The following is a 26,410-nucleotide window of genomic DNA, read 5'->3' as shown; positions in this document are numbered from 1 at the left end:
AAATGTTGCAGCCAAAGCGTACGAAGTACCGCAAGCAGCACAAGGGCCGTATCAAGGGTGTCGCATCCAGTGGCACGAAGCTGAACTTCGGTTCCTACGGCCTCAAGGCCCAGGAGCCTGATCGCGTCAACGCGCGTCAGATCGAGGCTGCCCGCCGTGCCATCACCCGTCACATGAAGCGTGCCGGGCGCGTGTGGATTCGCATCTTCCCCGATACCCCGGTCACCCAGAAGCCGACCGAGGTTCGCATGGGTAAGGGCAAGGGCTCGGTTGAATACTGGGCATGCAAGGTCAAGCCCGGCCGGATCATGTTCGAGATCGACGGTGTCAGCGAGGAAATCGCCCGCGAGGCCCTGCGCCTGGGCGCGGCCAAGCTGTCGGTGAAAACCCGCTTCGTACAGCGCATAGCAGACTAGGAAGCAAGACCATGAAAGCCGTAGATGTACGTGTGATGAGTGCCGACCAGCTGACCGATGAGCTGGCCAAGCTGAAGAAGGAGCAGTTCAACCTGCGCTTCCAGCAGGCCACCGGACAGCTCGAGAAGACCTCTCGCATCAAGGAAGTCCGTCGCGATATCGCGCGCATCAAGACAATTGCCCGCCAGAAGGCGGCAGAAGCCAAGGCCTAAGGACCGACAAAAATGCCAAAACGCATTCTGCAGGGCACTGTCGTCAGCGACAAGAGCGACAAGACCATCGTCGTGAGCGTTGAGCGTCGCTTTGCCCACCCGATGATGAGAAAGACCGTGCGCCGCTCCAAGAAGTACAAGGCGCATGACGAAAGCAACCAGTTCAAGACCGGCGACCAGGTTTCCATCCAGGAATGCGCGCCGATCTCAAAGGACAAGCGCTGGACGGTGGTTACCGAATAGGTTTGTCCGAACCGACAAGACAATGAAATCGCCGGGGCCGAACGAAACCCCGGGCAAGTGAAAGAAGGCGGTCTGACATGATTCAGATGCAAACAAACCTCGACGTCGCTGACAATTCCGGCGCCCGTCGTGTCATGTGCATCAAGGTGCTGGGCGGCTCGAAGCGGAAATACGCATCCGTCGGAGACATTATTGTGGTCTCGGTCAAGGAAGCCATCCCGCGCGGCCGCGTCAAGAAGGGCGATGTCATGAAAGCGGTCGTCGTGCGCACGGCCAAGGATATCCGCCGGCAGGACGGCAGCGTCATCCGTTTCGACAAGAACGCGGCGGTCCTGGTGGACAACAAGCAGGAACCCATCGGCACACGTATCTTCGGGCCGGTCCCGCGCGAGCTTCGCGCGAAGCGGCACATGAAGATCATCTCGCTGGCGCCGGAAGTTCTTTAAGGAGATAACGATGCAGAAGATCCGCAAAGGCGACAGTGTCGTTGTACTGACCGGCAAGGACAAAGGCCGCACAGGTGAGGTCATCCAGGTGATGCCGAAGGAAAACCGGGCGCTTGTCCGTGGCATCAACATGGTCCGGCGCCACCAGAAGCAGACGCAGACCCAGCAGGCTGGCATCATCAGCAAGGAAGCGTCGATCCACCTGTCCAATCTGGCCGTGGCCGACAGCGAAGGCAAGCCGACCCGCATCGGCTTCAAGATCAATGATGACGGCCGCAAGGTTCGCGTTGCAAAGCGTTCAGGAGAAGTAATCGATGGCTGAGGCAAATTACGAGCCGCGGCTCAAGACCGAATATGGCGACCGCATTCGCGAGGCCATGCAGGAGAAGTTCTCCTACAAGAACGTCATGGAAATTCCCCGTGTTGAGAAAATCGTGATCAACATGGGTGTTGGCGAAGCAACAACGGATTCCAAGAGGCCCGCGGCGGCAGCCGAGGATCTCGCAGCGATTTCAGGTCAGAAGGCCGTCGTGACCCACGCGCGCAAGTCGATCGCGGGTTTCAAGGTCCGCGAAGGCATGCCGATCGGTGCCAAGGTGACGTTGCGTCAGACGCGCATGTATGAATTCATGGATCGCCTGGTCAACATTGCGCTGCCGCGCGTTCGCGACTTTCGGGGTCTCAACCCCAAGAGCTTTGATGGCAACGGCAATTTCGCCATGGGCATCAAGGAACACATCGTGTTTCCGGAGATCGATTATGACAAGGTCGATCAGATCTGGGGCATGGATATCATCGTTTGTACGACCGCCAAGACGGACGACGAAGCCCGGGCTCTGCTGGCAGAGTTCAACTTCCCGTTCCGGCAGTAACGGCAAGCGTAGAGAGGATATTTGACATGGCTAAGGTTAGCGCAGTCGAAAAGAACAAGCGCCGTCGCCGCACGGTTGCGGCTCATGCCGAAAAGCGTGCAGCGCTGAAGGCGATCATCAGGAACCAGGAAGCGCCGATCGAAGAGCGGTTCAAGGCAACGCTTAAGCTTGCCGAGATGCCCCGCGACGGATCGAAGACCCGCATTCGCAACCGCTGCGAAGTTTCGGGCCGTCCGCGCGCCTATTATCGCAAGCTCAAGATGTCCCGTATTGCACTGCGCGAACTCGGTTCGCTCGGTCGCGTTCCGGGCGTCGTAAAGTCCAGCTGGTAAGGAGACAGGCAAATGGCTATGACTGATCCGCTGGGCGATATGCTCACCCGTATCCGTAACGCAGCCGGTCGCCGCAAGGCGACGGTTTCGACCCCGGCCTCCAAGCTGCGCGCCCGCGTTCTGGACGTGCTGCAGTCCGAGGGCTATATCCGCGGATATTCCGAGGTCAAATACGACAACGGCAAATCCGAGATCAACATCGAACTCAAGTATTTTGAGGGCGCTCCGGTCATTCGCGAAATCGCTCGCGTTTCCAAGCCGGGCCGCCGCGTCTATGTCTCGGTGAAATCCATTCCGCAGGTCTCGAACGGCCTCGGCATCTCCATCCTTTCCACCCCGAAAGGCGTGATGGCCGACCACGAGGCGCGTGAACAGAATGTTGGTGGCGAGGTTCTCTGTCACATCTTCTGATGTGACGGGCCTCCATAACGGTCAGACAGGTTTGAAAAATGTCTCGTATCGGTAAAAAGCCCGTTTCGGTTCCCGCCGGCGTCACTGCGACTGTCGAGGGACAGAAGGTCACCGCCAAGGGACCGAAGGGTGAGTTGAGCTTCGTCGTCAATGACGAAGTTCTTGTAAAAATGGAAGAAAATCAGGTCGTGGTTTCCCCGGTCGACCAGTCGAAGGATTCACGCTCCAAGTGGGGCATGAGCCGCACGATGATTGAAAACATCATCACCGGCGTCTCCGACGGTTATGAGCGCAAGCTGGAAATCAACGGCGTTGGCTATCGCGCGTCCATGCAGGGCAAAAACCTGCAGCTTGCGCTGGGTTTCAGCCACGATGTGATTTACGAAACGCCGGACGGCATCTCGATTGCCTGCCCGAAACCGACCGAGATTGTGGTTACCGGTATCGACAAGCAGCAGGTTGGCCAGGTCGCTTCCGAGATCCGCCGTTTCCGCAAGCCGGAGCCCTACAAGGGCAAGGGCGTCAAATATGCCGAAGAGCGGATTGTCCGCAAAGAAGGCAAGAAGAAGTAAGGATTACGCAAAATGGCCAGCAGGAAAGAAACACTTGCGCGTCGTGCCGCGCGTGTCCGCCGCCAGCTCAAATCGGTCGCCGACGGGCGTCCGCGCCTGTCGGTTCACCGTTCTTCGAAGAACATCTATGCCCAGATCATCGACGATGAGGCCGGCAATACCATTGTCGCCGCTTCCACGCTTGATGCCGATCTGCGCAAGAAGCTGAAGACCGGCGCCGACAAGGATGCCGCCGCCGCCGTCGGCAAGCTCGTTGCCGAGCGCGCCTCCAAGGCGGGCGTCAAGGAAGTGGTCTTCGATCGCGGCGCATTCATCTATCACGGCCGTATCAAGGCGCTGGCGGAAGCCGCGCGTGAAGCCGGCCTGAATTTCTAACCAACTGCCCGTTGCACCCGGAAAAGAAAAAGGACAAGGACAATGGCAAGAGAAGCACGCCGCGACAATCGCGGTAAGGAGGACGAGCGCGACAGCGAATTCGTCGACAAGCTCGTACACATCAACCGCGTCGCGAAGGTCGTCAAGGGCGGCCGCCGCTTCGGTTTCGCTGCACTGGTGGTTGTCGGCGACCAGAAGGGCCGCGTCGGCTTCGGTCACGGCAAGGCCCGTGAAGTGCCGGAAGCGATCCGTAAGGCGACCGAAGCTGCCAAGCGCAACATGATTTTCGTGCCGCTGCGGTCCGGCCGCACGCTGCACCATGACGTGAGCGGCCGCCACGGCGCCGGCAAGGTCCTGCTGCGTTCCGCCAAGCCCGGTACCGGTATCATCGCGGGTGGTCCGATGCGTGCTGTTTTCGAAACGCTCGGCATGCAGGATGTGGTTGCCAAGTCGACCGGATCCTCGAACCCGTACAACATGGTTCGCGCCACGTTCGATGCGCTCAAGCACCAGATGCACCCCAAGGATATCGCTGCACAGCGCGGCATCAAATATTCGACGCTGCAGGCACGCCGCGCATCCATCATCGGCAATGAAGAGTAAGGAAGCGGACTGTCATGGCTGAAAAGAAAAAGGGCAAGACGGTTACCGTCGAGCAGATCGGTAGCCCAATCCGCCGCCCGGCCGAGCAGCGTCAGACGCTGGTCGGACTCGGACTGAACAAGATGCACCGCCGCCGCACCCTGGAAGATACCCCGGCCGTGCGCGGCATGATCCGCAAGGTCAGTCACCTCGTGCGCGTCGTCGACGAAGGCTGAGGGGAGTTGAAAACATGAAACTGAACGACATTCGTGACAACGAAGGCGCCACGCAAAATCGCAAGCGTGTCGGTCGGGGCATCGGTTCCGGCAAGGGCAAGACAAGCGGCCGCGGCGTCAAGGGCCAGAAATCGCGTTCCGGCGTTGCCATCAACGGATTTGAAGGCGGCCAGATGCCGATCTACCGCCGGCTTCCCAAGCGTGGCTTCGTGAACATATTCAAGAAGGACTTCAATATCGTTTCCTTGGGCCGGCTTCAGACTGCCGTGGATGCGAAGAAGCTCGACGCCAAGAAGACGGTCGATGCGGCTGCGCTGCTTGAAGCGGGCGTCATTCGTCGCGAGAAAGACGGCGTTCGCATCCTGTCGGACGGCGAATTGAAGGCCAAGCTCAAGCTCGAAGTTGCCGGTGCTTCCAAATCGGCGATCGAGAAGATTGAAAAGGCCGGCGGATCGATCAAGATCACCGGCGCGGCCGCCGAGGCTGCCGAGTAAACAGAAGGTGGCCCGTTGTGATTTGCAATGGGCTCTTTTGTTCCCATATGGGTGACGCACGCAAGTTACCCATTGTGGGCGTCAATGAAGGGGCGTACGTCGCATGGTCATTATGTCCTATTGCACAAACGCCCCGACAACAGCAAAGGTGACCCTGTCCTGCGGTATGTCCGTATCGTCGTGGTAAATGGGGCCGGGTCTCTCGGAGATTTCGTATGGCATCTGCAGCCGAACAACTCGCAGCCAATCTGAATTTTTCTGCCTTCGCGAAAGCCGAGGATCTCAAGAAGCGCATCTGGTTTACCCTGGGTGCGCTTCTGGTCTATCGGCTGGGCACCTATATCCCGCTGCCCGGAATCAACCCCGAAGCATTTGCGCAGGCGTTTGCGCAGCAGGCTGGCGGCGTCCTCGGGCTGTTCAACATGTTTGCCGGCGGCGCCGTGGAGCGTATGGCGATCTTCGCACTCGGCATCATGCCGTATATTTCCGCCTCCATTATCATGCAGTTGATGACGTCGGTGGTGCCGACGCTCGAACAACTGAAGAAGGAAGGCGAGCAGGGCCGCAAGGTCATAAACCAGTATACGCGTTACGGAACCGTGCTTCTGGCGACCATGCAGGCCTACGGGATCTCGATCGGGTTGGAATCCGGCACGAATATTGTCACCGACCCGGGCTGGTTCTTCCGCATTTCAACGGTCATAACGCTTGTCGGCGGCACCATGTTCCTCATGTGGCTCGGTGAGCAGATCACCGCACGCGGCATCGGCAACGGTATTTCGCTGATCATCTTCGCCGGCATTGTCGCCGCGCTGCCCGGCGCCATCGCCAGCATGCTGGAACTCGGCCGCACGGGCGCGATGTCGACCGGCCTGATCATCATGGTCATCGTCATCGCCATCGCGGTCATCGCCTTCATCGTCTTCATGGAGCGCGCGCAGCGGCGGCTGTTGATTCAGTATCCCAAGCGCCAGGTCGGCAATCGCATGTTCCAGGGCGATTCCTCGCACCTGCCGTTGAAGCTCAACACGGCCGGTGTCATCCCGCCGATCTTCGCTTCTTCGCTGCTGTTGCTGCCGGCGACGTTGGCCGGCTTCTCCGGCACGACCGATCTGCCCGGATGGGCGACGACGGTGCTGGCGCTGCTTGGTCACGGCCAGCCGCTCTACATGCTCTTCTATGCCGTCATGATCGGCTTCTTTGCCTTCTTCTACACGGCCGTCGTCTTCAATCCGAAGGATACGGCTGACAATCTGAAGAGCCATGGCGGGTTCATTCCCGGCATCCGGCCGGGTGAGCGCACGGCCGAATATATCGACTTCGTGCTGACACGCATCACGGTTGTCGGCGCGATCTACCTTATCTTCGTCTGTCTTCTGCCCGAGGTGCTGATCGCCCAGACCGGCATTCCGTTCTATCTCGGCGGGACATCGCTTCTGATCGTCGTCAGCGTGACACTCGATACCGTCGCACAGGTTCAAGGCCATCTGATCGCCCAGCAATATGAGGGGCTGATCAAGAAATCCAAGCTTCGGGGAGGAAAGAGGGGACGATGAGACTGATTTTGCTCGGCCCGCCGGGTGCGGGGAAGGGGACCCAGGCACACAGGCTGGTGGAAAAGCACGGCATACCCCAGCTTTCGACCGGCGACATGTTGAGGGCGGCTGTGGCGGCCGGCACCGAGGTCGGGCTGCGCGCAAAGGCGGTCATGGATGCGGGCAAGCTTGTCTCGGACGATATCGTCAATGCCATCGTGTCGGAGCGCCTCGACCAGCCGGATTGTCAGAACGGGTTTATCCTCGACGGCTACCCGCGCACACTTGCCCAGGCGGATGCGGTCGCGGCAATGCTTGAAGCAAAGGACATGCCCTTGTCGGCCGTGATCGAGATGCAGGTCGATGACGACGTGCTCGTCGATCGCATTGCAGGCCGCTACACCTGCGCCAATTGCGGTGCCGGCTATCATGATGAATTTCTGAAACCTGCCCAGGAAGGCGTTTGCGACAAATGCGGCTCGACCGAGTTCAAGCGGCGCCCGGACGACAAACCGGATACCGTGCGCACGCGGCTGCAGGCCTATTACAAGGAAACGTCGCCGCTGTTGGGCTATTACTATGCAAAAGGCCTGATCAGGCCGGTTGACGGTATGGCCAATATCGATGATGTCACGGCGCAGATCGACAATCTGCTGGCCACACTGTGAGCCTGTGGGGAATTTATTCGCCAAAAATACGCATTGCGCCTGATTTTAGGCACCTGGACTGTTGACGATTGCATATCGAGTCCGTTAGAAACCCGCCAATTCGAGATTGTCGAGCGATTGGCGCGGTTTTCGAAAGAGAGAACCGGGGCTGATCGCTTATACATGTCCCGGCTATGAGCAACCAGCAGCCCGGCGGCTGCATATCAAACCGGCCAGGCCATTCTGGCTTGGAAGGCAAGGAGACTAGACGTGGCCCGTATCGCTGGCGTCAACATTCCAACGAACAAGCGCGTCGTCATCGCGCTGCAGTATATTCACGGGATCGGACCGGCATTTGCCAAGCAGATTACCGAAAAGGTCGGTATTCCTGCTGAGCGCCGTGTCAACGAACTCTCGGATGCCGAAGTCATCCAGGTCCGTGAAGCGATCGACCGCGACTACCAGGTCGAAGGCGATCTGCGCCGCGAGACGGCGATGAACATCAAGCGCCTGATGGATCTGGGCTGCTATCGCGGTCTGCGCCATCGCCGCAACCTGCCGGTTCGCGGTCAGCGCACGCACACCAATGCCCGCACCCGCAAGGGTCCGGCAAAGGCGATCGCAGGCAAGAAGAAGTAAGCAGCCGGAAACGCTCCGGTAAGGGTCGGCTCCTTGATCGGGAAGCCGGCTTTTTGCGTAAGAATTGTTGGGGCGGTCATAGCGCCCCGGCTGGTGGAGCCGCTGGAATTACGGCGGTGTAGAGATCGATGAAAGGGTCGTAATGGCAAAGGAAGCCACACGCGTTCGCCGTCGCGAGCGCAAGAATATCTCGTCGGGCGTTGCCCACGTGAATTCGACGTTCAACAACACCATGATCACCATCACCGACGCGCAGGGCAATGCGATTGCCTGGTCGTCCGCCGGTGCCAAGGGTTTCAAGGGTTCGCGCAAGTCGACGCCGTTTGCGGCGCAGATTGCTGCCGAGGACTGTGCCAAGAAGGCGCAGGAACACGGAATGAAGTCGCTTGAGGTCGAGGTCTGCGGACCCGGCTCCGGACGTGAATCGGCGCTGCGCGCACTGCAGGCCGCCGGCTTTACCATCACGTCAATCCGCGATGTCACGCCTATCCCGCACAATGGATGCCGTCCGCGCAAGAAGCGGCGCGTCTAACGTGCGATCGTCTGCCGATGAGCGGGTATCCGCTCCGCTCGGCGCTCCAGCTCTGTTGCCACGATTGGATGGTGGTAAGGAACGGAAGGTAATCAAATGATCCAGAAAAACTGGCAGGAACTGATTAAGCCGAACAAGATCGAGTTCAGCGCTGCGGGCCGCACAAAGGCGACCCTGGTTGCCGAACCGCTTGAACGCGGCTTCGGATTGACGCTCGGCAATGCCCTGCGTCGTGTGCTGCTGTCGTCGCTGCGCGGCGCTGCCGTCACCGCGGTCCAGATCGACGGCGTTCTGCATGAATTCTCGTCCATCCCGGGTGTACGCGAAGATGTCACGGACATCGTCCTCAACATCAAGGAAATCGCCATCGGCATGGAAGGCGACGAGCCCAAGCGCATGGTCGTGCGCAAGCAGGGCCCCGGCACCGTGGTTGCCGGTGACATCCAGACGGTCGGTGACATCGAGATTCTCAATCCCGAGCACGTCATCTGCACTCTCGATGAGGGCGCCGAGATCCGCATGGAGTTCACGGTTCAGAACGGCAAGGGCTACGTGCCGGCCGACCGCAACCGCGCCGAAGACGCGCCGATCGGCCTCATTCCGGTCGACAGCCTCTATTCGCCGGTCAAGAAGGTCTCCTACAAGGTCGAGAACACCCGTGAGGGCCAGGTTCTCGACTATGACCGTCTGACGATGACGCTCGAGACCGACGGCTCGGTTTCCGGCGAGGATGCGATCGCATTCGCCGCCCGCATCCTGCAGGACCAGCTCGGCGTGTTCATCAACTTCGACGAGCCGCAGAAAGAGGTCGAGGAAGTCCAGGCAACGGAACTGGCTTTCAACCCGGCTCTGCTCAAGAAAGTCGACGAACTGGAACTGTCCGTACGCTCCGCGAACTGCCTGAAGAACGACAACATCGTTTACATCGGCGATCTGATTCAGAAGACCGAGGCGGAAATGCTGCGTACACCGAACTTCGGACGCAAGTCGCTTAACGAGATCAAGGAAGTTCTGGCTTCCATGGGGCTCCATCTTGGCATGGAAGTTCCCGCATGGCCGCCGGAAAACATCGAAGATCTCGCCAAGCGCTACGAGGACCAATACTAACCGAACCCGCGGGCGCGCCCGCAATTTAGGAGAAGGCTCATGCGCCACCGTAAGTCAGGCCGCAAGCTGAACCGGACCGCCAGCCACCGCAAGGCAATGTTTGCCAACATGGCGGCGTCCCTGATCGAGCACGAACAGATCGTCACCACCTTGCCGAAGGCCAAGGAAATCCGTCCGATCGTCGAGAAACTTGTCACGCTCGGCAAGCGGGGAGACCTGCATGCCCGCCGCCAGGCGATCTCGAAGGTCCGCGATGTCGAAATGGTGCGCAAGCTGTTCGACACAATTGCCACCCGCTATGCCGACCGTCACGGCGGCTATATCCGCATCATGAAAGCCGGCTTCCGCAAGGGTGACAATGCACCGCTTGCCGTCGTTGAATTCGTCGACCGCGATGCGGATGCCAAGGGCGCGAAGGACCTTGCCCGCATCGAGGCGGAAGAGGCCACCGAGGAAACCGAAGCAGCGTAAGAACTGCAACCTGAAAGCTGAACAGGCCGGGTTTTGCCCCGGCCTTTTTTCGTTTTGTAGATGATTTCGACTTGTCTTGCTCCAGCCTTTTTGATCGGTAATTGCTCACTATTTATATAGGATAGGGATTCTATTGGAGGGAATCGAATGCGCCGATACAGATGGGCCGGACTGATCGTCCTCGCCATCGCTGCCATCGGAATCATGCTGCCGGTCTCCGGTGCCCAGGAACAGCCGGCAACCGATAGGCTGCGCGGCGTGATTTCCGAGATTCTTGGAAAATCCGGTAACAGGGCCAACGAGCCGCAGCGTGTCGTGCCGCCATCGCGTCCGGCGCTGCAATATTCCTATGCCCCGCTGGTCAAGCTCGCGGCGCCTGCCGTCGTCAATGTCTACGCCGAGCGCATGGTCCGCACCCGCTCGCCATTTGCCGGCGATCCCTTCTTCGAGCGCTTCTTCGGGCAGGGGCCTCCCGGCCGTTCGCAGCGCCAATCCTCGCTCGGTTCCGGGGTTATCGTGGACGCTTCGGGCATTGTGGTAACGAACAATCATGTGATTGACGGGGCCGACGAGATCAGGATCGCCCTGGCCGATGGGCGCGAATATCCGAGCCGGGTGCTGCTGAAGGACAAGCGGGTGGATCTCGCTGTTCTCAAGATCGACAATTCGGAACCGTTCACGGCGATCGACTACAGCGATTCCGATCGTCTGGAAGTCGGCGACGTGCTTTTGGCAATCGGCAACCCCTTCGGTGTCGGGCAGACCGTCACCAGCGGCATTGTGTCCGCCCTGGCGCGAAACGGTGTCGGTATCTCCGACTTCGGTTTCTTCATCCAGACGGATGCAGCGATCAATCCCGGCAACTCGGGCGGCGCGCTGATCGACATGAACGGGCGGCTGGTCGGCATCAACACCGCCATATTCTCGCGTTCCGGCGGATCCAATGGGATCGGTTTTGCCATTCCGGCCAATATGGTTCGCGCCGTCGTTGACGCGGCCCGTAGCGGCGAGGACGAATTCCTGCGGCCTTTCATCGGCGCATCTTTTGTTCCGGTCACTGCTGATATGGCCGAAGCGCTCGGCATGGAGCGTGCGTTCGGCGCGATTGTCACGGATGTCGTAAGGGAAGGCCCCGCGCACAAGGGTGGCCTGAGGGTCGGCGATCTGGTGATCAGCCTGGATGGCTGGACCGTCCAGCATCCCGACGCCCTTGGCTATCGTCTTGCGACGTCCGGCGTCGGCAAGGTGATCGAGCTTGAGGTCATCTCGCGCTCTACCGTCCGCAGGTTGAAGGTCAGGCTCGGTGAGCCGCGCGATCCGCAGCGTCCGGGCGAATTGCGCATAACGGGCGAAAACCCGTTCGCAGGCTCCGTGGTTGTCGATATCGATCCCCGCATTGCAGAACAGCTTCGGCTGCCGCTCAACATCAGAGGCGTGGTCGTGAAGGAAGTCGAGCGCGGTTCGCCCGCCAACCGGTACGGATTACGGCCGCGCGATATTCTGGTCGAGATCAATGGCGAAACGATGCGGCAGGCGAGCGATGTCGCTGCGGCCATCGCGCAGGATCCCGCATTCTGGCAGTTCGAAATTACCCGAAACGGACGCAGGCTTCGGCAAGTGGTGCGCTGATGAGTGACCTGTTTTCATCGCTTGCCGATGAAACGGCACAAAAGGCAAGGCCGCTGGCAGACCGGTTGCGGCCTCAATCCCTCGCGGAGGTAACCGGTCAGCCGCACCTGACCGGCGAAGATGGCGTGCTCACCCGCATGATATCGGACGGCACGCTCGGCTCCATGATTTTCTGGGGTCCGCCCGGCACCGGCAAGACAACGGTCGCCCGGCTCCTGGCCGGTGAGACCGATCTCGCATTCGAACAGATCTCCGCGATCTTTTCGGGTGTCGCCGACCTTAAAAAGGCGTTCGAGGCGGCCCGCGCACGGCGCATGTCCGGCAGGCAGACGCTGCTGTTCGTGGACGAGATCCACCGCTTCAACAAGGCCCAGCTCGACAGTTTCCTGCCCGTCATGGAAGACGGGACGGTGATCCTGATCGGCGCGACGACTGAAAATCCGTCCTTCGAGCTCAACGCTGCCCTCTTGTCGCGCGCCCGTGTCCTGACTTTCAGGCCGCATGACGAGCAAAGCCTGCGGATGCTGGTCGAGCGGGCCGAAGCTGCGCAGGGCAGGGCGCTTCCGCTCGATGACGAAGCGCGGCTGAGCCTGTTTCGCATGGCGGACGGCGACGGGCGCGCCGTTCTGACCCTTGCCGAGGAAGTCTGGCGGGCGGCTCGAGAAGGCGAGGTCTTCGACGCGGAAAAACTGCAGGAGATCGTGCAACGCCGCGCGCCGGTCTACGACAAGGGTCAGGACGGGCATTACAATCTGATCTCGGCGCTGCACAAGGCAGTGCGCGGCTCGGACCCGGACGCCTCGCTCTATTATCTGTGCCGCATGTTCGATGCAGGCGAAGACCCGCGCTTCATCGGAAGGCGTCTGGTGCGCATGGCGTCGGAAGATGTCGGTCTTGCCGACCCGCAGGCGCTGGTCGTCGCCAATGCCGCCAAGGATGCCTATGATTTTCTGGGTTCGCCGGAAGGTGAGCTGGCCCTGGCACAGGCCTGCATCTATATCGCCACGGCGCCGAAATCCAACGCGGCTTATACCGCCTTCAAACAGGCGACCCGTGCGGCGCGCGAACATGGCTCCCTGCTGCCACCCAAACACATTCTCAATGCGCCGACCCGATTGATGAAGGACGAGGGCTACGGCGCAGGTTACGAATATGACCACGATGCGCCGGATGCTTTTTCCGGTCAGGATTATTTTCCCGAAAAGATGGGAAGACAGACATTCTACGACCCGCCGGAAAGAGGCTTCGAGCGGGAACTGCGCAAGCGCCTGGAATACTGGGCCAAGCTGAGAGCCGAGCGGGGCAGCGATGACCGCTGATTTGGGGCCGATCGGTGTTTTCGGTGCCGGCGCGATCGGTTGTTATGTCGGTGGCATGTTGAAGGCAGCCGGAGCCGATGTTCGCTTTCTTGGGCGCGAACACGTCGCTGCGACGCTGCGGGAAAACGGGCTGACACTCTCGCGTTTCGACGGTCCGCAGGTCTTCGTCAAACCGGAGGATATCGTCATATCCACGGACCCTTCCATTCTCTCCGACTGCGACATTATCCTTTTGTGCGTCAAATCCCAGGCAACGCCCGAGGCTGCCGTGGATATGGCCTCGCGGATGAAATCAGGCGCGTGCGTGGTATCGCTCCAAAATGGTGTCGACAACGCAAAGACGCTTGCCGATGCTCTCGGCCCGGAGCGCGTTTGCCCCGCCATGGTGCCGTTCAATGTGCTTTCCTCCGGCAACGGAAATTACCATCGTGGCACGGCCGGCGACCTGCTGATGGCCGACACCCCAAAAACGCGCGAGCTGTCGGTCCTTTTGACGCGCGCCGGCATCATCGCGACGACACGCACGGATATGAACGAGGTCCTGTGGGGCAAGCTGCTGTTGAACCTCAACAACGCGCTGAATGTGCTTTCCGATATACCATTGGTCGAACAGCTTTCGAACAGGGCCTATCGCCTGGTCCTTGCCGACATGGTGTCGGAGGCCCTGGCCGCGATTGGAAAGGCCGGTATCAGGCCGGCGGCGATCGGCAAGGTCCGTCCCTGGCTTATTCCCCTTATCCTGCGGTTGCCCGATTGGCTCTTCATGCGCGTCGCCCAGTCCATGCTGGCCATGGATGCCAAGGCGCGCTCATCCATGTGGGACGATCTGAAGAATGGGCGCCAGCCGGAAATCGATTTCCTCAACGGCGCCGTCGTTCGGCTCGCAGGTGAGGTCGGCACGCCCGCGCCCATCAACCGCAAGGTCATTGCACTGGTTGAAGAGGCATTCAAATCCGGCCATTCACCGGGTTTCAGTGGTGAAGAAATTCTGCGCCTGCCAAAGGGCGGCGTGGACTAGGAAATTTCTGCTCTGACCTTTCCTGCGGACCCAAAAGCGATTAAACGCACTTTCATGTCACATATACTCATTGTCGCGCTGGGCGGCGCCGTCGGCGCGACGCTGCGGCATCTCGCCAATCTGGCAACGCTGAGGATGTTTGGCCCGGGTTTTCCCTGGGGCACGCTGACCGTCAACATCGTCGGGTCCTTTGCCATGGGCCTGTTCATCGAGCTGCTGATGCGGCGTCTGGACGGCTCGCAGGAACTGCGCCTGCTGATTGCGACCGGTGTTCTCGGCGGTTTTACGACATTTTCCGCTTTTTCGCTGGATTTCGCCGTGATGTGGGAACGTGGCGCCCTGCTCAATGCGTCTGTTTATGCCGTCTCGAGCGTCGTGCTTTCCATCGCCGCCCTGTTCGCTGGTCTGGCGACGGTCAGAGCATTCGTCTAGAGGAAAACGTTCCATGACAGGAGTAGAGCAGCGCAGGGTTGATCCGGACGAGTCGGGAATGCGGCTCGACCGCTGGTTCAAGGCACACTTTCCGGGCCTTGGCTTCGGCAAGCTGCAGAAGTTGCTGCGGTCCGGCCAGATACGGGTCGACGGCAGCCGTGCCAAGCACGACACGCGCGTTCAGCCCGGTCAGACGATCCGAATTCCGCCCATGGGAACGGACGAAAAGAGTGCCGGGCCCGCCGGACAAGATGTCGTCACGAACAGCGCTGACGGCGAGTTCCTGTCCAAGATGCTGCTCTACGAGGATCCGAAGGTCTTCGTGTTCAACAAGCCGGCGGGGCTGGCCGTGCAGGGCGGTTCGGGCGTATCGCGTCACGTCGACAAATTGCTGGAGGCCTGGCGGAACCGCAGGGGCGAGAAGCCGCGTCTCGTGCACCGCCTTGACCGGGACACCTCCGGCGTTCTGGTTGTCGCCCGCACCCGGGGCGCCGCCCAGGCACTGACAGCCGCTTTTCGAGCCCGTGAAACGAAAAAGACCTATTGGGCGCTGGTCAAGGGCGTTCCGCCGAAACGTGAGGGGCGTATCTCCACATGGCTCGTCAAGGAACAGACCCCGGACGGCGACCGCATGCGTGTCTGCAAGCATGGCGAGCCGGATGCCGACCATGCCATATCGCACTACCGCATTATCGAGCAGGCCGGCCAGTGGCTGTCCTGGCTGGAGATGGAGCCCTATACCGGGCGAACCCATCAGTTGCGCGTCCACGCGGCCTATCTGAAATGCCCGATCCTGGGCGATCCGAAATATTTCGAGGCCGATCACAACTGGGAATTTCCGGGCGGCATGCAAAAGAGATTGCACCTCCATGCCCGAAGGATTTCAATTCCGCACCCCGATGGGCGCGGAACGGTTGATGTCACCGCGCCGCTGCCGCCGCATATGGTCCAGAGCTGGAATCTGCTTGGCTTTGACAAGGACCATGAAGAATGAAGCTGGTGCTCTTCGACTGCGACGGAACGCTGATCGACAGCGCAGCGATCATCCAAGCCAGCATGGAGAGGGCATTCGCGGATGAAGGACATCCCGCGCCGGAACTGTCGCAGACGAAGTCGATCATCGGGCTGACGCTCGATGTCGCGATCTCGCGCCTGCTGGAAAGGGAAATCGACGCGGTGGTTCATCGCCTGGTGCGCAGCTACAAGCATCACAGCTTGAGAATGCGCGATGCGGAAGATTGCGAGGAGCCCTTTTACGAAGGCATATGGGAGTTGCTGCAGGCCCTTTCAGTTCGGGACGACATCCTTTTGGGCGTCGTCACGGGAAAATCGCGCCGGGGTCTCGACAACCTGCTTCAAAAACACGGCCTCGCCAGGACAATGATCGCGACACGCACTGCCGATGAATGTCCGTCCAAGCCGCATCCGGCCATGGTGCTCGAATGCTGTTCCGACGCGGGGATGGACCCGGCGCAGACAATCGTCATCGGCGACGCTATCTATGACATGGAAATGGCACGCAACGCCGGTGCGTCGGCGATCGGTGTTTCGTGGGGCTATGCCGATACGCAGCTGTTGCGCGAAGCCGGTGCACATCGTGTTGTCGATGCGCCGGCGGAGTTGCTGCCCATCATCGGTGTTCAATGAGGAAAATCGGTCATGCGCGATATCCTGAATGATCTCAGCGACATGCTGAGCGATGCGGATCCCGTCCGGCGGGCGCAGATCAAGTCGCGGCAGGAACTTCCCAAACGCTTTTACGAAAAAGCCGAGGTCGGCGAAACGCAGGAGGGGTTTTCGATCCTTCTCGATGGAAAGCCGATCCGAACGCCTGCAAAAAAACTGCTGGAGCTTCCCACGAAAAAACTCGCCGCGCTCATTTGTGAAGAATGGAATGCACAGCGCGATGAAATCAATCCGGTGACCATGCCGGCAACGCGGCTGGTGAATACGGCGATCGACGGAATAGCATCGGACCCGCAGGCGATCGTCGAGGATATTCTTCGCTTCGCCGGCACCGACCTCATCTGCTATCGCGCCGACGGTCCGCAGCGCCTGGTCGATCGTCAGACCGAGCATTGGGACCCGGTCATCGAATGGGTCCACACGGCCTTGGGCACGCGCTTTGTCCTGGCGGAAGGCGTCATGCATGTGGAGCAGCCAAAGGAAGCCATCACGGCTATCGGCATCCATCTTTCCGGCTTCGACAATCCGATTGCGCTTGCGAGCCTCCACACCTTCACGACATTGACGGGCTCGGCGCTGCTGGCGGTTGCCATTGCCAAGGAATACCTGACAGCAGAAGAAGCCTGGGCGGCGGCGCATGTCGACGAGGACTGGAACGCCGAACAGTGGGGCGAGGATGCGCAAGCCAAGGCGCGTCGCGATTTTCGCTGGGGCGAAATGCAGGCGGCCGACAGGGCATTCAAGGCGCTATATTGACGGCTTGCTCTGGCAATCGCGCCACCACCGCCTAGAGCAATTCTGAGTTAGCTTGGAACATTTGATGGCGGAAAATCGGTTCACTCGGCCAGGCGCGTCGCGCAGCGCGATGTGGTGCATCGGGCAAGCGGCGCAACAACGCCGATGGGCTGATTTTCCCCACCCTCGAATGGATTATCGTATTGAAAATCAAAGATGAATGGGCCGGGCGATTTTGGCCCCTGGCGTCGTTGGCTCGCGCTTGTGGTGGGGTAGCACCACGGCGCGCAATCCGCCTAACCAGCGACCAAAATCGCCACGGTCAAATGATCCAATCTAACTCAGAATTGCTCTAGTTACGTTGCGAGCGCTATCATTCTTCGAACACCGGGAGTAGCAAACATGGCATCCAGGACTGCATTGATCGTCGGCGTCGGAGATGGGCTTTCGGCGTCCCTCGCGCGCCTGCTGCACAAGGAAGGCTACAGCCTGGTGCTCGCCGCCCGCAATCGGGACAAGCTGTCCGCGCTTGCGGATGAAACGGGCGCGACGACGGTGTCCTGCGACGCATCCGAGCCGGAAAGCGTCCGCGAACTCTTCGATATCGTTCCGAGTCCGCTGCGTGTCGCTATCTACAACCCGTCCGCCCGCCAGCGCGGACCGCTCATCGAACTCGATCCGGTGGCTGTCAAACATGCCATAGAGGTGACGGCATATGGTGCCTTTCTCGTGGGGCAGGAGGCGGCAAAGGCGATGCTGGCTCAGAGCGATGAAGATGGCGTGCGGGGAACCATTCTCTTCACCGGTGCCTCGGCCGGCGTGAAGGGCTTTCCGCATTCGGCGCCCTTCGCGATGGGTAAATTTGCGCAGCGCGGCCTTGCCCAGTCAATGGCGCGTGAACTGCACCCGCAAGGCGTCCATGTCGGCTGGATCAATATCGACGGCGGCATCCGCAATCCCGGACGGACCGAGCCGGCCGACCGGCCCGATTCCATGCTCGATCCCGATGCCATAGCCAGGACCTATCTGGATCTGATAAATCAGGACCGCTCGGCCTGGTCCAACGAGGTGACCGTGCGGCCCTGGGTCGAGAAGTTCTAAAGCGGGAGAGGGGCCATCCACGAACACGTCGACAATTACTGCGAACGGGTCGGCACCGCATTCTGGGCCGAACCGATCAACGCCGTCACCAATCTGGCTTTCGTTATTGCGGCAATTCTGCTTCTGCTTGCCTGGCAGAAAAGCACGGCACGGTCGCCCGCGGTCCTTTATCTGAGTTTCTGGATCGCCGTCATCGGGATCGGATCGTTCCTGTTCCATACATTCGCCAATATCTGGTCGTTGGCGGCGGACGTCATCCCGATCCTGATCTTCATTCTCAGCTATCTGTTTCTGGCCGTGCGGTATTATCTTGGACTTCCGCTTTGGCAGAGTGCGGTCGTGGCGCTTGCCTACATCCCGGTCAGCTATTTTGTCGTGCCGCTCATTGAACCTCTCGTCGGATCATCCTCCGGATATGTTCCGGCTCTCCTGGCAATTTTCATCGTCGGATTGCTGATGCTTGGGCGCGACAGGAAACTGGCCATGGGCTTGATCGTCACCGGCGGCGTTTTCCTGGTGTCCATCGGCTTCCGCATGGCAGACGAGCCCGTCTGCCGCGTCGTTCCGCTCGGCACGCATTTCCTTTGGCATATCTTCAATTCGGTCGTACTTTACCGGCTGACGATGATTTATCTCAGAAAGCGCGAGCGGGAACCGTCCGTGGCAGGCTGATGCACAGGCCGGCAGCGCAAGCGGTCGACCGGCATTTCATCGTCCGTTCGACGTGATCGCTTGGAAATGTCGTGCCGTTATATCGCGGAGCTTTCCAGCTTCATCAGACGGACGCTGGAAATCTGATAGTTCCCGTCGTCCTGTCTGTTGAGAATATAGATTGCCCGCCAGTCCTTGCCTTCAGGCCCGGTAATCAGCAGCTCCAGAGCTATTGTCTTACCGCCGGTCGCGCTGTGCGAGCGGCCGAACGCGTAGTTCCCGGGGCGATAGACCGGCTGGTAATTGCGCTTGACCATTTCGATGAAGCGCTGCGGTTCGGGGAACAGCCTCTTTATGCCAGGCGCGGCAAAGGAATAAGCGGTATCGATATCGTCGTTGAGGAACGCGGTGATCTGTTTCTCAACAACACCTCTTGCTGTGGCCAGATCCATATCCACGTCGCTCGCGAGCGAGGACGCAACCATCAGAAAGCCAGCCGTGATGGATAAACCGAGTATACGCATGGTCTCATCCTCCTTTCTTGCTCCAAATAGAGCGTTGCATCAGGACGAAAAGCGCACGCAAACTAAAGTTTTACTGAACAGATTCGTTGTACTTTATCACTACTGTTGAACAGTTTACAGATTGGCGCCGCAGCAAAGCGAAAAACTTTCAGTATAAAGGCGCCGAGCTAACCATGGTGCTCAGCGCCGATGCCCTGAAACATGGCGCGAAGATCAACCGTGGAACGCTTGCCGACTTGGCCGTAGTTGGCCGCCAGCCAGTCCTCGGCGGTCTGACGCCCGATATCGCGAAGATGGACGAGAAACTGCCATTCGGCATTGACCTTCGAGGAGGCGCCCAGCGGTTTCAGTTCTTCCTGGTTCTCGATCACATGCACCCGGGTCTTGCGATAGTGCTCCGGTGACAGTTTGCCTTCTTCGATAAGGCGCCGAACGAAATCGATCGCACGAAACTCCCGCAGCAGACTGCCGTTGAAACTGATCTCGTTGATGCGGTTAAGGATTTCCTGCGCGGTGCGCGGCGCACCCTTGCGCTCGATCGGATTGATCTGCACGACGATGATATCCCCGGACTCGGACTGCGTATGAAACGGAAACAGCGATGGGTTGCCCATATAGCCGCCGTCCCAATAGGGCACGCCATCGATCTCGACGGCCTGGAAAAGAAATGGCAGGCAGGCCGAGGCCATCACCATTTCAGCCGTAAGTTCGTTGCGATCGAAGATCTTCACGCGGCCCGTTTCGACATCCGTCGCCGAAACGAAGAGTTTCATCTGATTGCAACTGCGCACCCGCTCGAAGTCAATGCATTCTTCGAGAAGCTGGAGCAAAGGGTTTATGTTGAGCGGATTGAACTGATAGGGCGATGCGATACGTGTCATTGCATCGAAAAAATGATAGCCCGGTGTGTGGTCGAGACTCCAATTGCCCATAAGCACATCGAAGGGCAGGCGCTGGATGGGACTCATTGCCGATCGCTGGCTGATCGAGCGCCAGAATTGCTCCAGTGTCGCGCGGGCACCGTCCGGGCCATCGCGCACCAACCCGTCCGCGACGGCTACCGCGTTCATGGCGCCGGCCGATGTTCCGGATATTGCTTCAATGTCGAGGCGGCCATCCTCCAGCAATCGGTCGAGCACGCCCCACGTAAAGGCGCCATGCGCTCCGCCGCCCTGCAGCGCGAGATTGACGCATTTCTGCTTTCTGCTCATGACGGGCCATCCCCTTCGGCGCGCGGCATCGTCGTCATTGCGCGACCCAGCCGCCATCAACCGGAAGTGATGCGCCGGTAATGGATGAAGCGTCGTCGGAGCACAGAAAACTGGCCACGGCCGACAGGTGCTCGACGCTTACGAACTCTTTCGTCGGCTGTGCGGCCAGGAGAACGTCGCGCTTGACCTCTTCCTCGCTTATGCCGCGGGCTTGCGCCGTATCGGGCACCTGTCTTTCCACAAGCGGCGTCCAAACATAGCCGGGGCAGATGGCATTGACGGTTATACCGTGCTCGGCAACTTCCAGCGCCACGGTTTTCGTCAGCCCGACAAGGCCGTGCTTGGCTGACACATAGGCAGACTTAAAAGGCGAGGCGACAAGACCGTGAGCCGAGGCGATGTTGATGATACGGCCCCAACCGCTCGCCTTCATGCCGGGCACGACGGCGCGGATCGTGTGAAAGGCGGCGGAAAGATTGAGCGCAATGATCGCGTCCCACTTGTCTTCGGGAAACTCTTCGACCGGTGCGACATGCTGAATCCCGGCATTGTTGACGAGAACGTCAACCCGGCCGAAAGCCTCCGCAGCGGAAGCCATGAGCGCACGCACGCCTTCAGGCTTCATGATATTGGCTTCGACATAGATCACCTTGGCGCCATGTGTCTCCTCCAGGCGTTGACGAAGCGGTTCAACCTTCTCCGCTGGCGAGATGCCGTTCATGACGATATTCATGCCCTTTGCGGCAAATCCTTCGGCGATGCCGAGACCGATACCGCTCGAGGAACCGGTAACAACAGCGGTTTTTGCATCTGACACGGCAAATCTCCATGGATCGTTCATTGGTGCTGCACTGCAACATAGTGTTGAATGCAATCCAAGGAAGTGTCCAGTGAGATTTTCTGATGAAATCTTGCTGCCGATGAAGCGAGAAATCGCTTGTCGACAACCGGTGAGCCGGTTTTGCCACCCTGCAAAGGCAACGTGCCGAAGCTCAGAGAAGATTGAGCCGGGCGATTTTGGCCCCTGGCGGCGTTGGTTCGCGCTTGTGCGGGGCGCGTCGGCACAGCGCGCAATCCGCCTGGCCAGGGACCAAAATCATCTCGGCAAAATGTTCAAACCCATCCGGACACGGCCTAGAACCTGATCTTGATGCCGCCTGAAAAACGGTGGCTGTTGCCGGTATCGGAGAAAGCGCCCTCATAGTTGGCCTGGGCGGAGACATCCCTTGTGAAATCGAGATCGAAGCCCGCTTCGATGATTGGCCCGCCGTCGCTTTCAATGGCGCCGGGTGATGCAAAGGCGCTGCCCGGCACGGCCGGCGCGGTTGAATTCGCGACAATGTTGTCGTCGCCGAAGCCCCATTCCCAGTAGAGGCCGCCATGCGGGCGGAAAGTGCTCCCGTTGTCCAGTGTCACTGCCGCGCCCAGTTCGACACCGGTGCGCAGATAGCCGCGCTCAAAAACATCAGCGCCATAGGCCTGGTTGAGGATGCCCGCGCCGGTCTCGGTGAAGGCATTACGGCGGGTATAGACATAACCGAGGGCGGCGGCCGGCGCGACGCGCAGGCCGTAGTCCTGACCCCAGCCGAAGCGTGGTGCGATGTCGTATGCGCCCTTGACCGCGGCGGTGAACAATTGGCCGTCCGCGCTGCCTGCGGCGGTTGCCGTCGTAGCGCCGACGGGAATCACGCGGGCAAAGTCGTAGGACTGGAAGCCATAGGAAATCTGCGCCGAAAGCCGCGCCGGGCCCCGGTCGATGCGGCCATAGACCCCAAGGTGGAACGTATCCACATCGCTCGATCCGGAGCCTGATGTCACATCCGAAGCGGTATAGCCGGCCGCACCGCCGATGATCCAGTCGAAGCCTTCGGTCTTGTGCTCAATATCGACACCGGCGGCAACACCGTAAATGTCATTCTGGTATCCGGGAGCAAACGCCGTCGCATCGGCTTCACCAAAGCCGCCGATCCCCGAGAACCAGGCGGTGCGGACTGGCCGGGCAACGATATCGCCGAAACCGGCATCGGCGTTGTAGATGCCGCCAAGCGCAGCAGGAGCAGGGGCTTTGGGCTGCGGCGCATAGGCATTGATCGTGCCATTGTCGAGTACAGCAATCCGCGCGGTTTCGGCGCCCGCCATGCGATCTTCCAGCGTGCCGGCGAACACCCGGCCCGTTTTAACCTGCGCCTGCTGCCCGTTGGGCACGATCGATTTGTCGGACAGGTCGGTATCGGAGCCGGAGCCTTCGACTGCAAGAGCCAGCACCACATTCTGACCGCCGCCGTCGTTTACAATCTCCGGCACCACGTCGAAATCGGGCAGATTGTCGATCACCTCGGCGAACGCCCCGGACACCGGCCCGTCGCCGTCAATGACCGTATAGGTCTGGCCTTCGCTAAAGGCATTCAGCATGCCGATTCCGGTCACCGAAAGCGTGCCATCCAACGTCGTCGTGCCGCCGACGTCGACAAGGTCAGCCTGATCGGGGGCTTCGATCTCGACGGCAAGCGTGCCGTCCGGCTGCAGCATCAGATCCTCCATCACCGTGAAGGTTCCAATGGAGTTTCCCGGCGAAAATGTCCCGCTGTTGGTGAAGTTGCCGGACGTCCCGGTGCCCTCTACCAGACCGCCCGCCAGATTGGTTATGTCACCGACATTTTGGTCAGTCCGGAAAGTTGCGCCGGAAGCAACGATAACGCCGATATTCGGCTGATCGCTGCCGATGATTCCAAGCCCTTCATCGACTTCGAAATCGAGCGGGCCGGTAAACGGTACGCCGTTGATGGTCAGCGTGCCGGCACCGGTTTTCGTGATTGCCTCGAAATTGGTGAAGTTGGGAATGTTGACGGTCGGGTCAAACATGTCGTCGGTGCCGGAAGCCGCGTTGACAACAACCCTGTCACGATCGGCTCCGCCGTCGACCGCCTTGGTCTCGGTGAAGCCCTGATAGAGGAAACGATCCTCGCCGACGCCGAGCAGCGTGTTGCCGTTGATGACTGCGGTCTGGCGGAAGATCGCCGTGTCCGCCCCACTGCCCAGATCGATCGCTGTACCGTTACCCCCCGTCACCATGCCGGCAATGTCGATTGTGGTCGCGTTGTCGCGTTCAACTTCGACCTCTTCGAACTCCAGCGTGTCCGGATTGCGGACGCTGATCATCGTCGTGCCGACATCACGAATGCCTGTGCCGTCTTCGGCTACGACGCTGGCGCCGTCGGCGATGTTCACCCTGTTGGTAGAGGCGATTTTCTGTTCCGGCACGAAGACGTTTTCGCTGGGCGCCAGCATTATGCCGGCAGCGTCAGTGCCTGTGGAACGAATAGTGGCGCCGTTGACGACATTGACGGTTGAGGTTTGGGCCGCAACAGTGATGCCTGTCGTACCGGCTCCAGCGGCGTTGATAGCCGCGCCATCGACGGATATATCGGCATTGCCGCTCATTTTCGCGATGACGCCGCCGCTGAAGTCCGAGGCCCCAAAACTGAAGCTGTCGCCTTCTCCGGTAACGGAGATATCGCCGGTAACCTCCAGGATGACGTTGTTCCCGACCTGGCTGCCATCCGTCCCGATACTGGCGGCACCGAAATCTGTGGCCAACACGCCGCTCGCAGTGCCTCGCCGTTCCGGGCCGGTGCCGGCGATTGCCTCGATAGTACCGGCATGTTGAACCAACGGAGCCAGCGGCCCGAAAATCGTTGTTCGAAATCCGGTGGCGGCTCCACCACGGCTGATGCCGCTGCTGGTTCCATTGTTACGGGTCGCATTGCCGCCGCGTGCAGTGACAACGGCTTCGTTGCGGAACATCGCCCGTTCGTTGCCCTGGGCGATCGGGCCCGAGGTTGAACCGGAGATTCCGATTGCCCCACCGCCATTGACGTCCACCGTTGCATCCGCCGGTCCGGTGGAGGACGCATCACCCCCGGTTACGGTGATCGCCGCACGCTGCGTGTGAGAACTGCCGGTGATGCCGTTCAGTGACGATTGCAGGCCTGTTGCCGAACCACCCCTGACAGTTGTGGACAGGCCGTCACCGTTCAGCGTGGCGGTCGCATTGCCGCCCGTGGCCGTGATGATTTGATCGTGGACATAGATGAATTGAGTTTGACTGGACGAATAGGAAAGCCCCGTCGCATTGCCGCCAACGATTTCGCTATTGATGCCGGCGCCGGAAAGTTCACCGCTTGCGTTTCCCCCGGTCACGTCGATTGTACCATTGACATCGAGGCTCAGGGCATTGGCGGAAGCGGAAATGCCGATGGCGCCGCCAGCGGACGACTCCAGAGCTTCGCTGGCCTGGTTGTTAGGCAGATCGAGCGCGAGTTGATTGAGCGTGGCGATATCGGTACCCGTCGCCCGGGCGCTCGCGTCACCGCCAACCACAGTGGTATCACCGTTTACGGTCAGATCGACGCGTGTTGTGTCCGGCCGTGGGCCGTTGAACGTGAAAGCGGGTCTGACGGAATATCCCTGGGCGGACTGACCACGTGCATCGGCATGTACCGGGCCGTTTGCGTCATCGATTGCCGAACCGACGGCGAAGGCCTCGGCAGTGCTATTCTCGCCTGTGACCGAAACATTGCCGGTCTGCACATAGGTAACGGCCTCGCCATTTGCGATATTGACGCCGGCGGCAAATGAGGAAACGCGGATCGCCTGCGCAACGGCCTCTTGCCCGGTGCCGTCTGCAGCAAGGTTGAAACCGATGGCTTCCGCACGCGATTCACCACCGGTAATTGAGATGTTGCCGGTCATTGCAATGTCGATATTTTCAAAGACCGGCAGAGTCGGATCTACGGTTCCGCCTCTTAGAATAAATCTGGGAATATAGATGCCGAAGCTGTCGCTGGCATCGGCCTGCGCATCGGCAATGTTCGCTTGCGTGCGCGAAAAGGCCGATGCATCCCCACGCGTAATCGTGATGTCGCCGGTTTGCCGAATATTCAGATCGTCATTGCCCTGAGCAAATAGGCCGATATTCTCCGACACCCCATTGGTGAAGGTGATGGTCGCGGTTCCCGTCGGGTCCATGGAGGTATCGTCATTGGCAACGGTCCGCGAACCGCCATCGATGGTAATATTGCCGTTGTTGACAACATCAACATTGCCGCTTTCGGATTCCAGCCGGATGGCTGCAAAGCGGCCGGCAGTCAGGTCGACACGGTTGCTGCCGGCAGCGCTGCTCCTGGAGATATCCTCGCGCGAAACATTGACTTGGCCATCATGTTGAAAATCAATGGCGCCGCCTGCGTCGAGACCAATCGCTCCGAAGTTCTGAATCAGGGCGCTCGAAAGAGCACCGATGCTGCCGCCTCTGAGTGTCGGACCGGTGACATCGCCTGTCAGGGTGCCCGTGATGCTGCCATCGGTTCTGATGTGAAAACCGTTACGGAACGAGCCATTGCTTGGCGGCATCAAGGCGAAAGCAAACGGATCGTTCAGGACGGCGTTGAAATTGATGTCCAGGCCAGCGTTGTTTCGAAAGTCGACGCCGCGCTGGCCTATGTCGGTCGTCAAATCGAAGATGTTCAACGTGTCGAGATCGTTGGTCGACGAACTCACCCCGTTGGACAGATCACCCGAACAGTTAAGCGTGCTGCCCGTTGCGACACATTGTGCTTGTGACGGTGTTCCGCCGAGCGCCGCGAATAGCAGCGTCAATGCCGTGCCACAAAGAAGGCGCCGGCGATGGGACGGGTGATGGTTGTTCAGACAGGACCGATACAATGTAATGTCTTCCCCCGGAATGATCGCTTCCTGACCAATCGGACCAACGACATCCGGCCCGCTCCCTCAGTCGTTTGCGGCACGGTTGCCCTTGATCGGATTGGCTGTCGTGTTGAAGTTTGCCACCGCGTCCGGCCGACGGATGGTGTTGAGCCGGCGCAAGAGGATCTTTGTGTAAGGATGCGGCGCGGTAGCATCGAGCGCATAAACCTTCCCCCCGGTTACGATACGCGCCCAGGTTTAGTTCAAGCCAATTTC

32 protein-coding genes are annotated in these 26,410 nt (G+C 59.8%); 28 read left to right on the top strand and 4 right to left on the bottom strand.

The annotated features are described in order from the left end of the window. Positions 1-2: 2 nt before the first annotated feature. The 28 genes from rplP (at position 3) to OOZ53_RS00585 (ending at position 18,714) form a co-directional block, all read left to right on the top strand. Entirely contained in the window at positions 3-416 is a 414-nt protein-coding gene (gene rplP, locus OOZ53_RS00720; RefSeq protein ID WP_271087360.1) for a 50S ribosomal protein L16, read from the top strand. 11 nt (positions 417-427) lie between these two features. Further along, positions 428-628 (top strand): 50S ribosomal protein L29, encoded by a 201-nt coding sequence (rpmC, locus tag OOZ53_RS00715; protein WP_271087359.1) that lies wholly within the window; start codon positions 428-430, stop codon positions 626-628. A 12-nt stretch (positions 629-640) separates the two neighbouring features. Then, the gene (rpsQ, locus tag OOZ53_RS00710) at positions 641-871 is read left to right on the top strand and encodes a 30S ribosomal protein S17 (RefSeq protein ID WP_271087358.1); all 231 of its coding nucleotides are present in this window, start codon (positions 641-643) and stop codon (positions 869-871) included. Between the two features lie 77 nt (positions 872-948). Next, a complete protein-coding gene (gene rplN / locus OOZ53_RS00705) occupies positions 949-1,317 on the top strand; it encodes a 50S ribosomal protein L14 (protein ID WP_271087357.1) in 369 nt (122 codons plus the stop codon). Between the two features lie 10 nt (positions 1,318-1,327). After that, complete coding sequence (rplX, locus tag OOZ53_RS00700) at positions 1,328-1,639, top strand: 50S ribosomal protein L24 (protein ID WP_271087356.1); 312 nt, start codon at positions 1,328-1,330, stop codon at positions 1,637-1,639. Next, entirely contained in the window at positions 1,632-2,189 is a 558-nt protein-coding gene (rplE, locus tag OOZ53_RS00695) for a 50S ribosomal protein L5 (protein WP_271087355.1), read from the top strand. The genes rplX and rplE overlap by 8 nt, the downstream gene beginning before the upstream one ends. 26 nt (positions 2,190-2,215) lie before the next feature. After that, the gene (rpsN, locus tag OOZ53_RS00690; RefSeq protein WP_271087354.1) at positions 2,216-2,521 is read left to right on the top strand and encodes a 30S ribosomal protein S14; all 306 of its coding nucleotides are present in this window, start codon (positions 2,216-2,218) and stop codon (positions 2,519-2,521) included. Between the two features lie 12 nt (positions 2,522-2,533). After that, positions 2,534-2,932 carry a 30S ribosomal protein S8 gene (rpsH, locus tag OOZ53_RS00685; protein WP_271087353.1) on the top strand — a complete coding sequence of 133 codons (399 nt, stop codon included), beginning with the start codon at positions 2,534-2,536 and terminating at the stop codon, positions 2,930-2,932. A 38-nt stretch (positions 2,933-2,970) separates the two neighbouring features. Continuing rightward, entirely contained in the window at positions 2,971-3,504 is a 534-nt protein-coding gene (gene rplF, locus OOZ53_RS00680) for a 50S ribosomal protein L6 (protein WP_271087352.1), read from the top strand. A 12-nt stretch (positions 3,505-3,516) separates the two neighbouring features. Next, entirely contained in the window at positions 3,517-3,879 is a 363-nt protein-coding gene (rplR, locus tag OOZ53_RS00675) for a 50S ribosomal protein L18 (RefSeq protein ID WP_271087351.1), read from the top strand. A gap of 42 nt (positions 3,880-3,921) precedes the next feature. Continuing rightward, positions 3,922-4,482, top strand: coding sequence for a 30S ribosomal protein S5 (gene rpsE, locus OOZ53_RS00670; RefSeq protein ID WP_271087349.1), 561 nt, complete (start codon positions 3,922-3,924; stop codon positions 4,480-4,482). 14 nt (positions 4,483-4,496) lie between these two features. Continuing rightward, positions 4,497-4,697, top strand: a complete 201-nt coding sequence (gene rpmD / locus OOZ53_RS00665; protein ID WP_271087348.1) for a 50S ribosomal protein L30 — start codon at positions 4,497-4,499, stop codon at positions 4,695-4,697. 14 nt (positions 4,698-4,711) lie between these two features. Beyond that, the gene (gene rplO / locus OOZ53_RS00660; protein ID WP_271087347.1) at positions 4,712-5,191 is read left to right on the top strand and encodes a 50S ribosomal protein L15; all 480 of its coding nucleotides are present in this window, start codon (positions 4,712-4,714) and stop codon (positions 5,189-5,191) included. Between the two features lie 215 nt (positions 5,192-5,406). Further along, complete coding sequence (secY, locus tag OOZ53_RS00655; protein WP_271087346.1) at positions 5,407-6,747, top strand: preprotein translocase subunit SecY; 1,341 nt, start codon at positions 5,407-5,409, stop codon at positions 6,745-6,747. Next, positions 6,744-7,394 carry an adenylate kinase gene (locus OOZ53_RS00650; protein WP_271087345.1) on the top strand — a complete coding sequence of 217 codons (651 nt, stop codon included), beginning with the start codon at positions 6,744-6,746 and terminating at the stop codon, positions 7,392-7,394. Before secY ends, OOZ53_RS00650 begins: the two co-directional genes overlap by 4 nt. Positions 7,395-7,643: 249 nt before the next feature. Next, the gene (gene rpsM / locus OOZ53_RS00645; protein ID WP_271087344.1) at positions 7,644-8,012 is read left to right on the top strand and encodes a 30S ribosomal protein S13; all 369 of its coding nucleotides are present in this window, start codon (positions 7,644-7,646) and stop codon (positions 8,010-8,012) included. 142 nt (positions 8,013-8,154) lie between these two features. Next, entirely contained in the window at positions 8,155-8,544 is a 390-nt protein-coding gene (rpsK, locus tag OOZ53_RS00640; protein ID WP_136657421.1) for a 30S ribosomal protein S11, read from the top strand. Positions 8,545-8,640: 96 nt separating this feature from the next. Further along, complete coding sequence (locus OOZ53_RS00635; protein ID WP_136657420.1) at positions 8,641-9,651, top strand: DNA-directed RNA polymerase subunit alpha; 1,011 nt, start codon at positions 8,641-8,643, stop codon at positions 9,649-9,651. Between the two features lie 39 nt (positions 9,652-9,690). Continuing rightward, on the top strand, positions 9,691-10,122 hold the full coding sequence (rplQ, locus tag OOZ53_RS00630) for a 50S ribosomal protein L17 (protein ID WP_271087343.1): 432 nt from the start codon (positions 9,691-9,693) through the stop codon (positions 10,120-10,122). Between the two features lie 147 nt (positions 10,123-10,269). Next, entirely contained in the window at positions 10,270-11,751 is a 1,482-nt protein-coding gene (locus tag OOZ53_RS00625; RefSeq protein WP_271087342.1) for a DegQ family serine endoprotease, read from the top strand. Then, positions 11,751-13,070: a replication-associated recombination protein A gene (locus OOZ53_RS00620; RefSeq protein ID WP_271087341.1), complete on the top strand. Its 1,320-nt coding sequence runs from the start codon at positions 11,751-11,753 to the stop codon at positions 13,068-13,070. Before OOZ53_RS00625 ends, OOZ53_RS00620 begins: the two co-directional genes overlap by 1 nt. Next, a complete protein-coding gene (locus tag OOZ53_RS00615; protein WP_271087340.1) occupies positions 13,060-14,088 on the top strand; it encodes a 2-dehydropantoate 2-reductase in 1,029 nt (342 codons plus the stop codon). Before OOZ53_RS00620 ends, OOZ53_RS00615 begins: the two co-directional genes overlap by 11 nt. Positions 14,089-14,142: 54 nt before the next feature. Further along, the gene (crcB, locus tag OOZ53_RS00610; RefSeq protein ID WP_271087339.1) at positions 14,143-14,520 is read left to right on the top strand and encodes a fluoride efflux transporter CrcB; all 378 of its coding nucleotides are present in this window, start codon (positions 14,143-14,145) and stop codon (positions 14,518-14,520) included. 13 nt (positions 14,521-14,533) lie between these two features. Then, on the top strand, positions 14,534-15,514 hold the full coding sequence (locus OOZ53_RS00605; RefSeq protein WP_271087338.1) for an RluA family pseudouridine synthase: 981 nt from the start codon (positions 14,534-14,536) through the stop codon (positions 15,512-15,514). After that, the gene (locus tag OOZ53_RS00600) at positions 15,511-16,167 is read left to right on the top strand and encodes an HAD-IA family hydrolase (protein ID WP_271087337.1); all 657 of its coding nucleotides are present in this window, start codon (positions 15,511-15,513) and stop codon (positions 16,165-16,167) included. Before OOZ53_RS00605 ends, OOZ53_RS00600 begins: the two co-directional genes overlap by 4 nt. A 12-nt stretch (positions 16,168-16,179) precedes the next feature. Further along, complete coding sequence (locus tag OOZ53_RS00595; protein ID WP_271087336.1) at positions 16,180-16,962, top strand: ATP12 family chaperone protein; 783 nt, start codon at positions 16,180-16,182, stop codon at positions 16,960-16,962. 381 nt (positions 16,963-17,343) lie between these two features. Continuing rightward, positions 17,344-18,042, top strand: coding sequence for an SDR family NAD(P)-dependent oxidoreductase (locus OOZ53_RS00590; RefSeq protein WP_271087335.1), 699 nt, complete (start codon positions 17,344-17,346; stop codon positions 18,040-18,042). A gap of 15 nt (positions 18,043-18,057) precedes the next feature. Further along, entirely contained in the window at positions 18,058-18,714 is a 657-nt protein-coding gene (locus OOZ53_RS00585) for a ceramidase domain-containing protein (RefSeq protein ID WP_271087828.1), read from the top strand. 77 nt (positions 18,715-18,791) lie between these two features. Here OOZ53_RS00585 and OOZ53_RS00580 read toward each other — a convergent pair whose 3' ends face one another. The 4 genes from OOZ53_RS00580 to OOZ53_RS00565 form a co-directional block, all read right to left on the bottom strand. Next, the gene (locus OOZ53_RS00580) at positions 18,792-19,217 is read right to left on the bottom strand and encodes a DUF4864 domain-containing protein (protein ID WP_271087334.1); all 426 of its coding nucleotides are present in this window, start codon (positions 19,215-19,217) and stop codon (positions 18,792-18,794) included. 167 nt (positions 19,218-19,384) lie between these two features. Continuing rightward, positions 19,385-20,428 (bottom strand): patatin-like phospholipase family protein, encoded by a 1,044-nt coding sequence (locus OOZ53_RS00575; RefSeq protein ID WP_271087333.1) that lies wholly within the window; start codon positions 20,426-20,428, stop codon positions 19,385-19,387. A gap of 34 nt (positions 20,429-20,462) precedes the next feature. Beyond that, positions 20,463-21,245, bottom strand: a complete 783-nt coding sequence (locus OOZ53_RS00570) for a 3-hydroxybutyrate dehydrogenase (protein WP_271087332.1) — start codon at positions 21,243-21,245, stop codon at positions 20,463-20,465. 317 nt (positions 21,246-21,562) lie between these two features. Beyond that, entirely contained in the window at positions 21,563-26,086 is a 4,524-nt protein-coding gene (locus OOZ53_RS00565) for an autotransporter outer membrane beta-barrel domain-containing protein (protein WP_271087331.1), read from the bottom strand. Between the last annotated feature and the right edge of the window lie 324 nt (positions 26,087-26,410).

It is taken from the genome of Allohoeflea poritis (genome assembly GCF_027889715.1).
GTDB lineage: Bacteria > Pseudomonadota > Alphaproteobacteria > Rhizobiales > Rhizobiaceae > Hoeflea_A > Hoeflea_A poritis.
This window is presented reverse-complemented; position numbering and strand designations above follow the sequence as displayed.

Excerpts from the sequence above, each read along its gene's own strand:
- rplP (WP_271087360.1), top strand. The coding sequence starts at position 3 with ATGTTGCAGCCAAAGCGTACGAAGTACCGCAAGCAGCACAAGGGCCGT.
- rpmC (WP_271087359.1), top strand. The coding sequence starts at position 428 with ATGAAAGCCGTAGATGTACGTGTGATGAGTGCCGACCAGCTGACCGAT.
- rpsQ (WP_271087358.1), top strand. The coding sequence starts at position 641 with ATGCCAAAACGCATTCTGCAGGGCACTGTCGTCAGCGACAAGAGCGAC.
- rplN (WP_271087357.1), top strand. The coding sequence starts at position 949 with ATGATTCAGATGCAAACAAACCTCGACGTCGCTGACAATTCCGGCGCC.
- rplX (WP_271087356.1), top strand. The coding sequence starts at position 1,328 with ATGCAGAAGATCCGCAAAGGCGACAGTGTCGTTGTACTGACCGGCAAG.
- rplE (WP_271087355.1), top strand. The coding sequence starts at position 1,632 with ATGGCTGAGGCAAATTACGAGCCGCGGCTCAAGACCGAATATGGCGAC.
- rpsN (WP_271087354.1), top strand. The coding sequence starts at position 2,216 with ATGGCTAAGGTTAGCGCAGTCGAAAAGAACAAGCGCCGTCGCCGCACG.
- rpsH (WP_271087353.1), top strand. The coding sequence starts at position 2,534 with ATGGCTATGACTGATCCGCTGGGCGATATGCTCACCCGTATCCGTAAC.
- rplF (WP_271087352.1), top strand. The coding sequence starts at position 2,971 with ATGTCTCGTATCGGTAAAAAGCCCGTTTCGGTTCCCGCCGGCGTCACT.
- rplR (WP_271087351.1), top strand. The coding sequence starts at position 3,517 with ATGGCCAGCAGGAAAGAAACACTTGCGCGTCGTGCCGCGCGTGTCCGC.
- rpsE (WP_271087349.1), top strand. The coding sequence starts at position 3,922 with ATGGCAAGAGAAGCACGCCGCGACAATCGCGGTAAGGAGGACGAGCGC.
- rpmD (WP_271087348.1), top strand. The coding sequence starts at position 4,497 with ATGGCTGAAAAGAAAAAGGGCAAGACGGTTACCGTCGAGCAGATCGGT.
- rplO (WP_271087347.1), top strand. The coding sequence starts at position 4,712 with ATGAAACTGAACGACATTCGTGACAACGAAGGCGCCACGCAAAATCGC.
- secY (WP_271087346.1), top strand. The coding sequence starts at position 5,407 with ATGGCATCTGCAGCCGAACAACTCGCAGCCAATCTGAATTTTTCTGCC.
- OOZ53_RS00650 (WP_271087345.1), top strand. The coding sequence starts at position 6,744 with ATGAGACTGATTTTGCTCGGCCCGCCGGGTGCGGGGAAGGGGACCCAG.
- rpsK (WP_136657421.1), top strand. The coding sequence starts at position 8,155 with ATGGCAAAGGAAGCCACACGCGTTCGCCGTCGCGAGCGCAAGAATATC.
- OOZ53_RS00635 (WP_136657420.1), top strand. The coding sequence starts at position 8,641 with ATGATCCAGAAAAACTGGCAGGAACTGATTAAGCCGAACAAGATCGAG.
- rplQ (WP_271087343.1), top strand. The coding sequence starts at position 9,691 with ATGCGCCACCGTAAGTCAGGCCGCAAGCTGAACCGGACCGCCAGCCAC.
- OOZ53_RS00625 (WP_271087342.1), top strand. The coding sequence starts at position 10,270 with ATGCGCCGATACAGATGGGCCGGACTGATCGTCCTCGCCATCGCTGCC.
- OOZ53_RS00620 (WP_271087341.1), top strand. The coding sequence starts at position 11,751 with ATGAGTGACCTGTTTTCATCGCTTGCCGATGAAACGGCACAAAAGGCA.
- OOZ53_RS00615 (WP_271087340.1), top strand. The coding sequence starts at position 13,060 with ATGACCGCTGATTTGGGGCCGATCGGTGTTTTCGGTGCCGGCGCGATC.
- crcB (WP_271087339.1), top strand. The coding sequence starts at position 14,143 with ATGTCACATATACTCATTGTCGCGCTGGGCGGCGCCGTCGGCGCGACG.
- OOZ53_RS00605 (WP_271087338.1), top strand. The coding sequence starts at position 14,534 with ATGACAGGAGTAGAGCAGCGCAGGGTTGATCCGGACGAGTCGGGAATG.
- OOZ53_RS00600 (WP_271087337.1), top strand. The coding sequence starts at position 15,511 with ATGAAGCTGGTGCTCTTCGACTGCGACGGAACGCTGATCGACAGCGCA.
- OOZ53_RS00595 (WP_271087336.1), top strand. The coding sequence starts at position 16,180 with ATGCGCGATATCCTGAATGATCTCAGCGACATGCTGAGCGATGCGGAT.
- OOZ53_RS00590 (WP_271087335.1), top strand. The coding sequence starts at position 17,344 with ATGGCATCCAGGACTGCATTGATCGTCGGCGTCGGAGATGGGCTTTCG.
- OOZ53_RS00580 (WP_271087334.1), bottom strand. The coding sequence starts at position 19,217 with ATGCGTATACTCGGTTTATCCATCACGGCTGGCTTTCTGATGGTTGCG.
- OOZ53_RS00575 (WP_271087333.1), bottom strand. The coding sequence starts at position 20,428 with ATGAGCAGAAAGCAGAAATGCGTCAATCTCGCGCTGCAGGGCGGCGGA.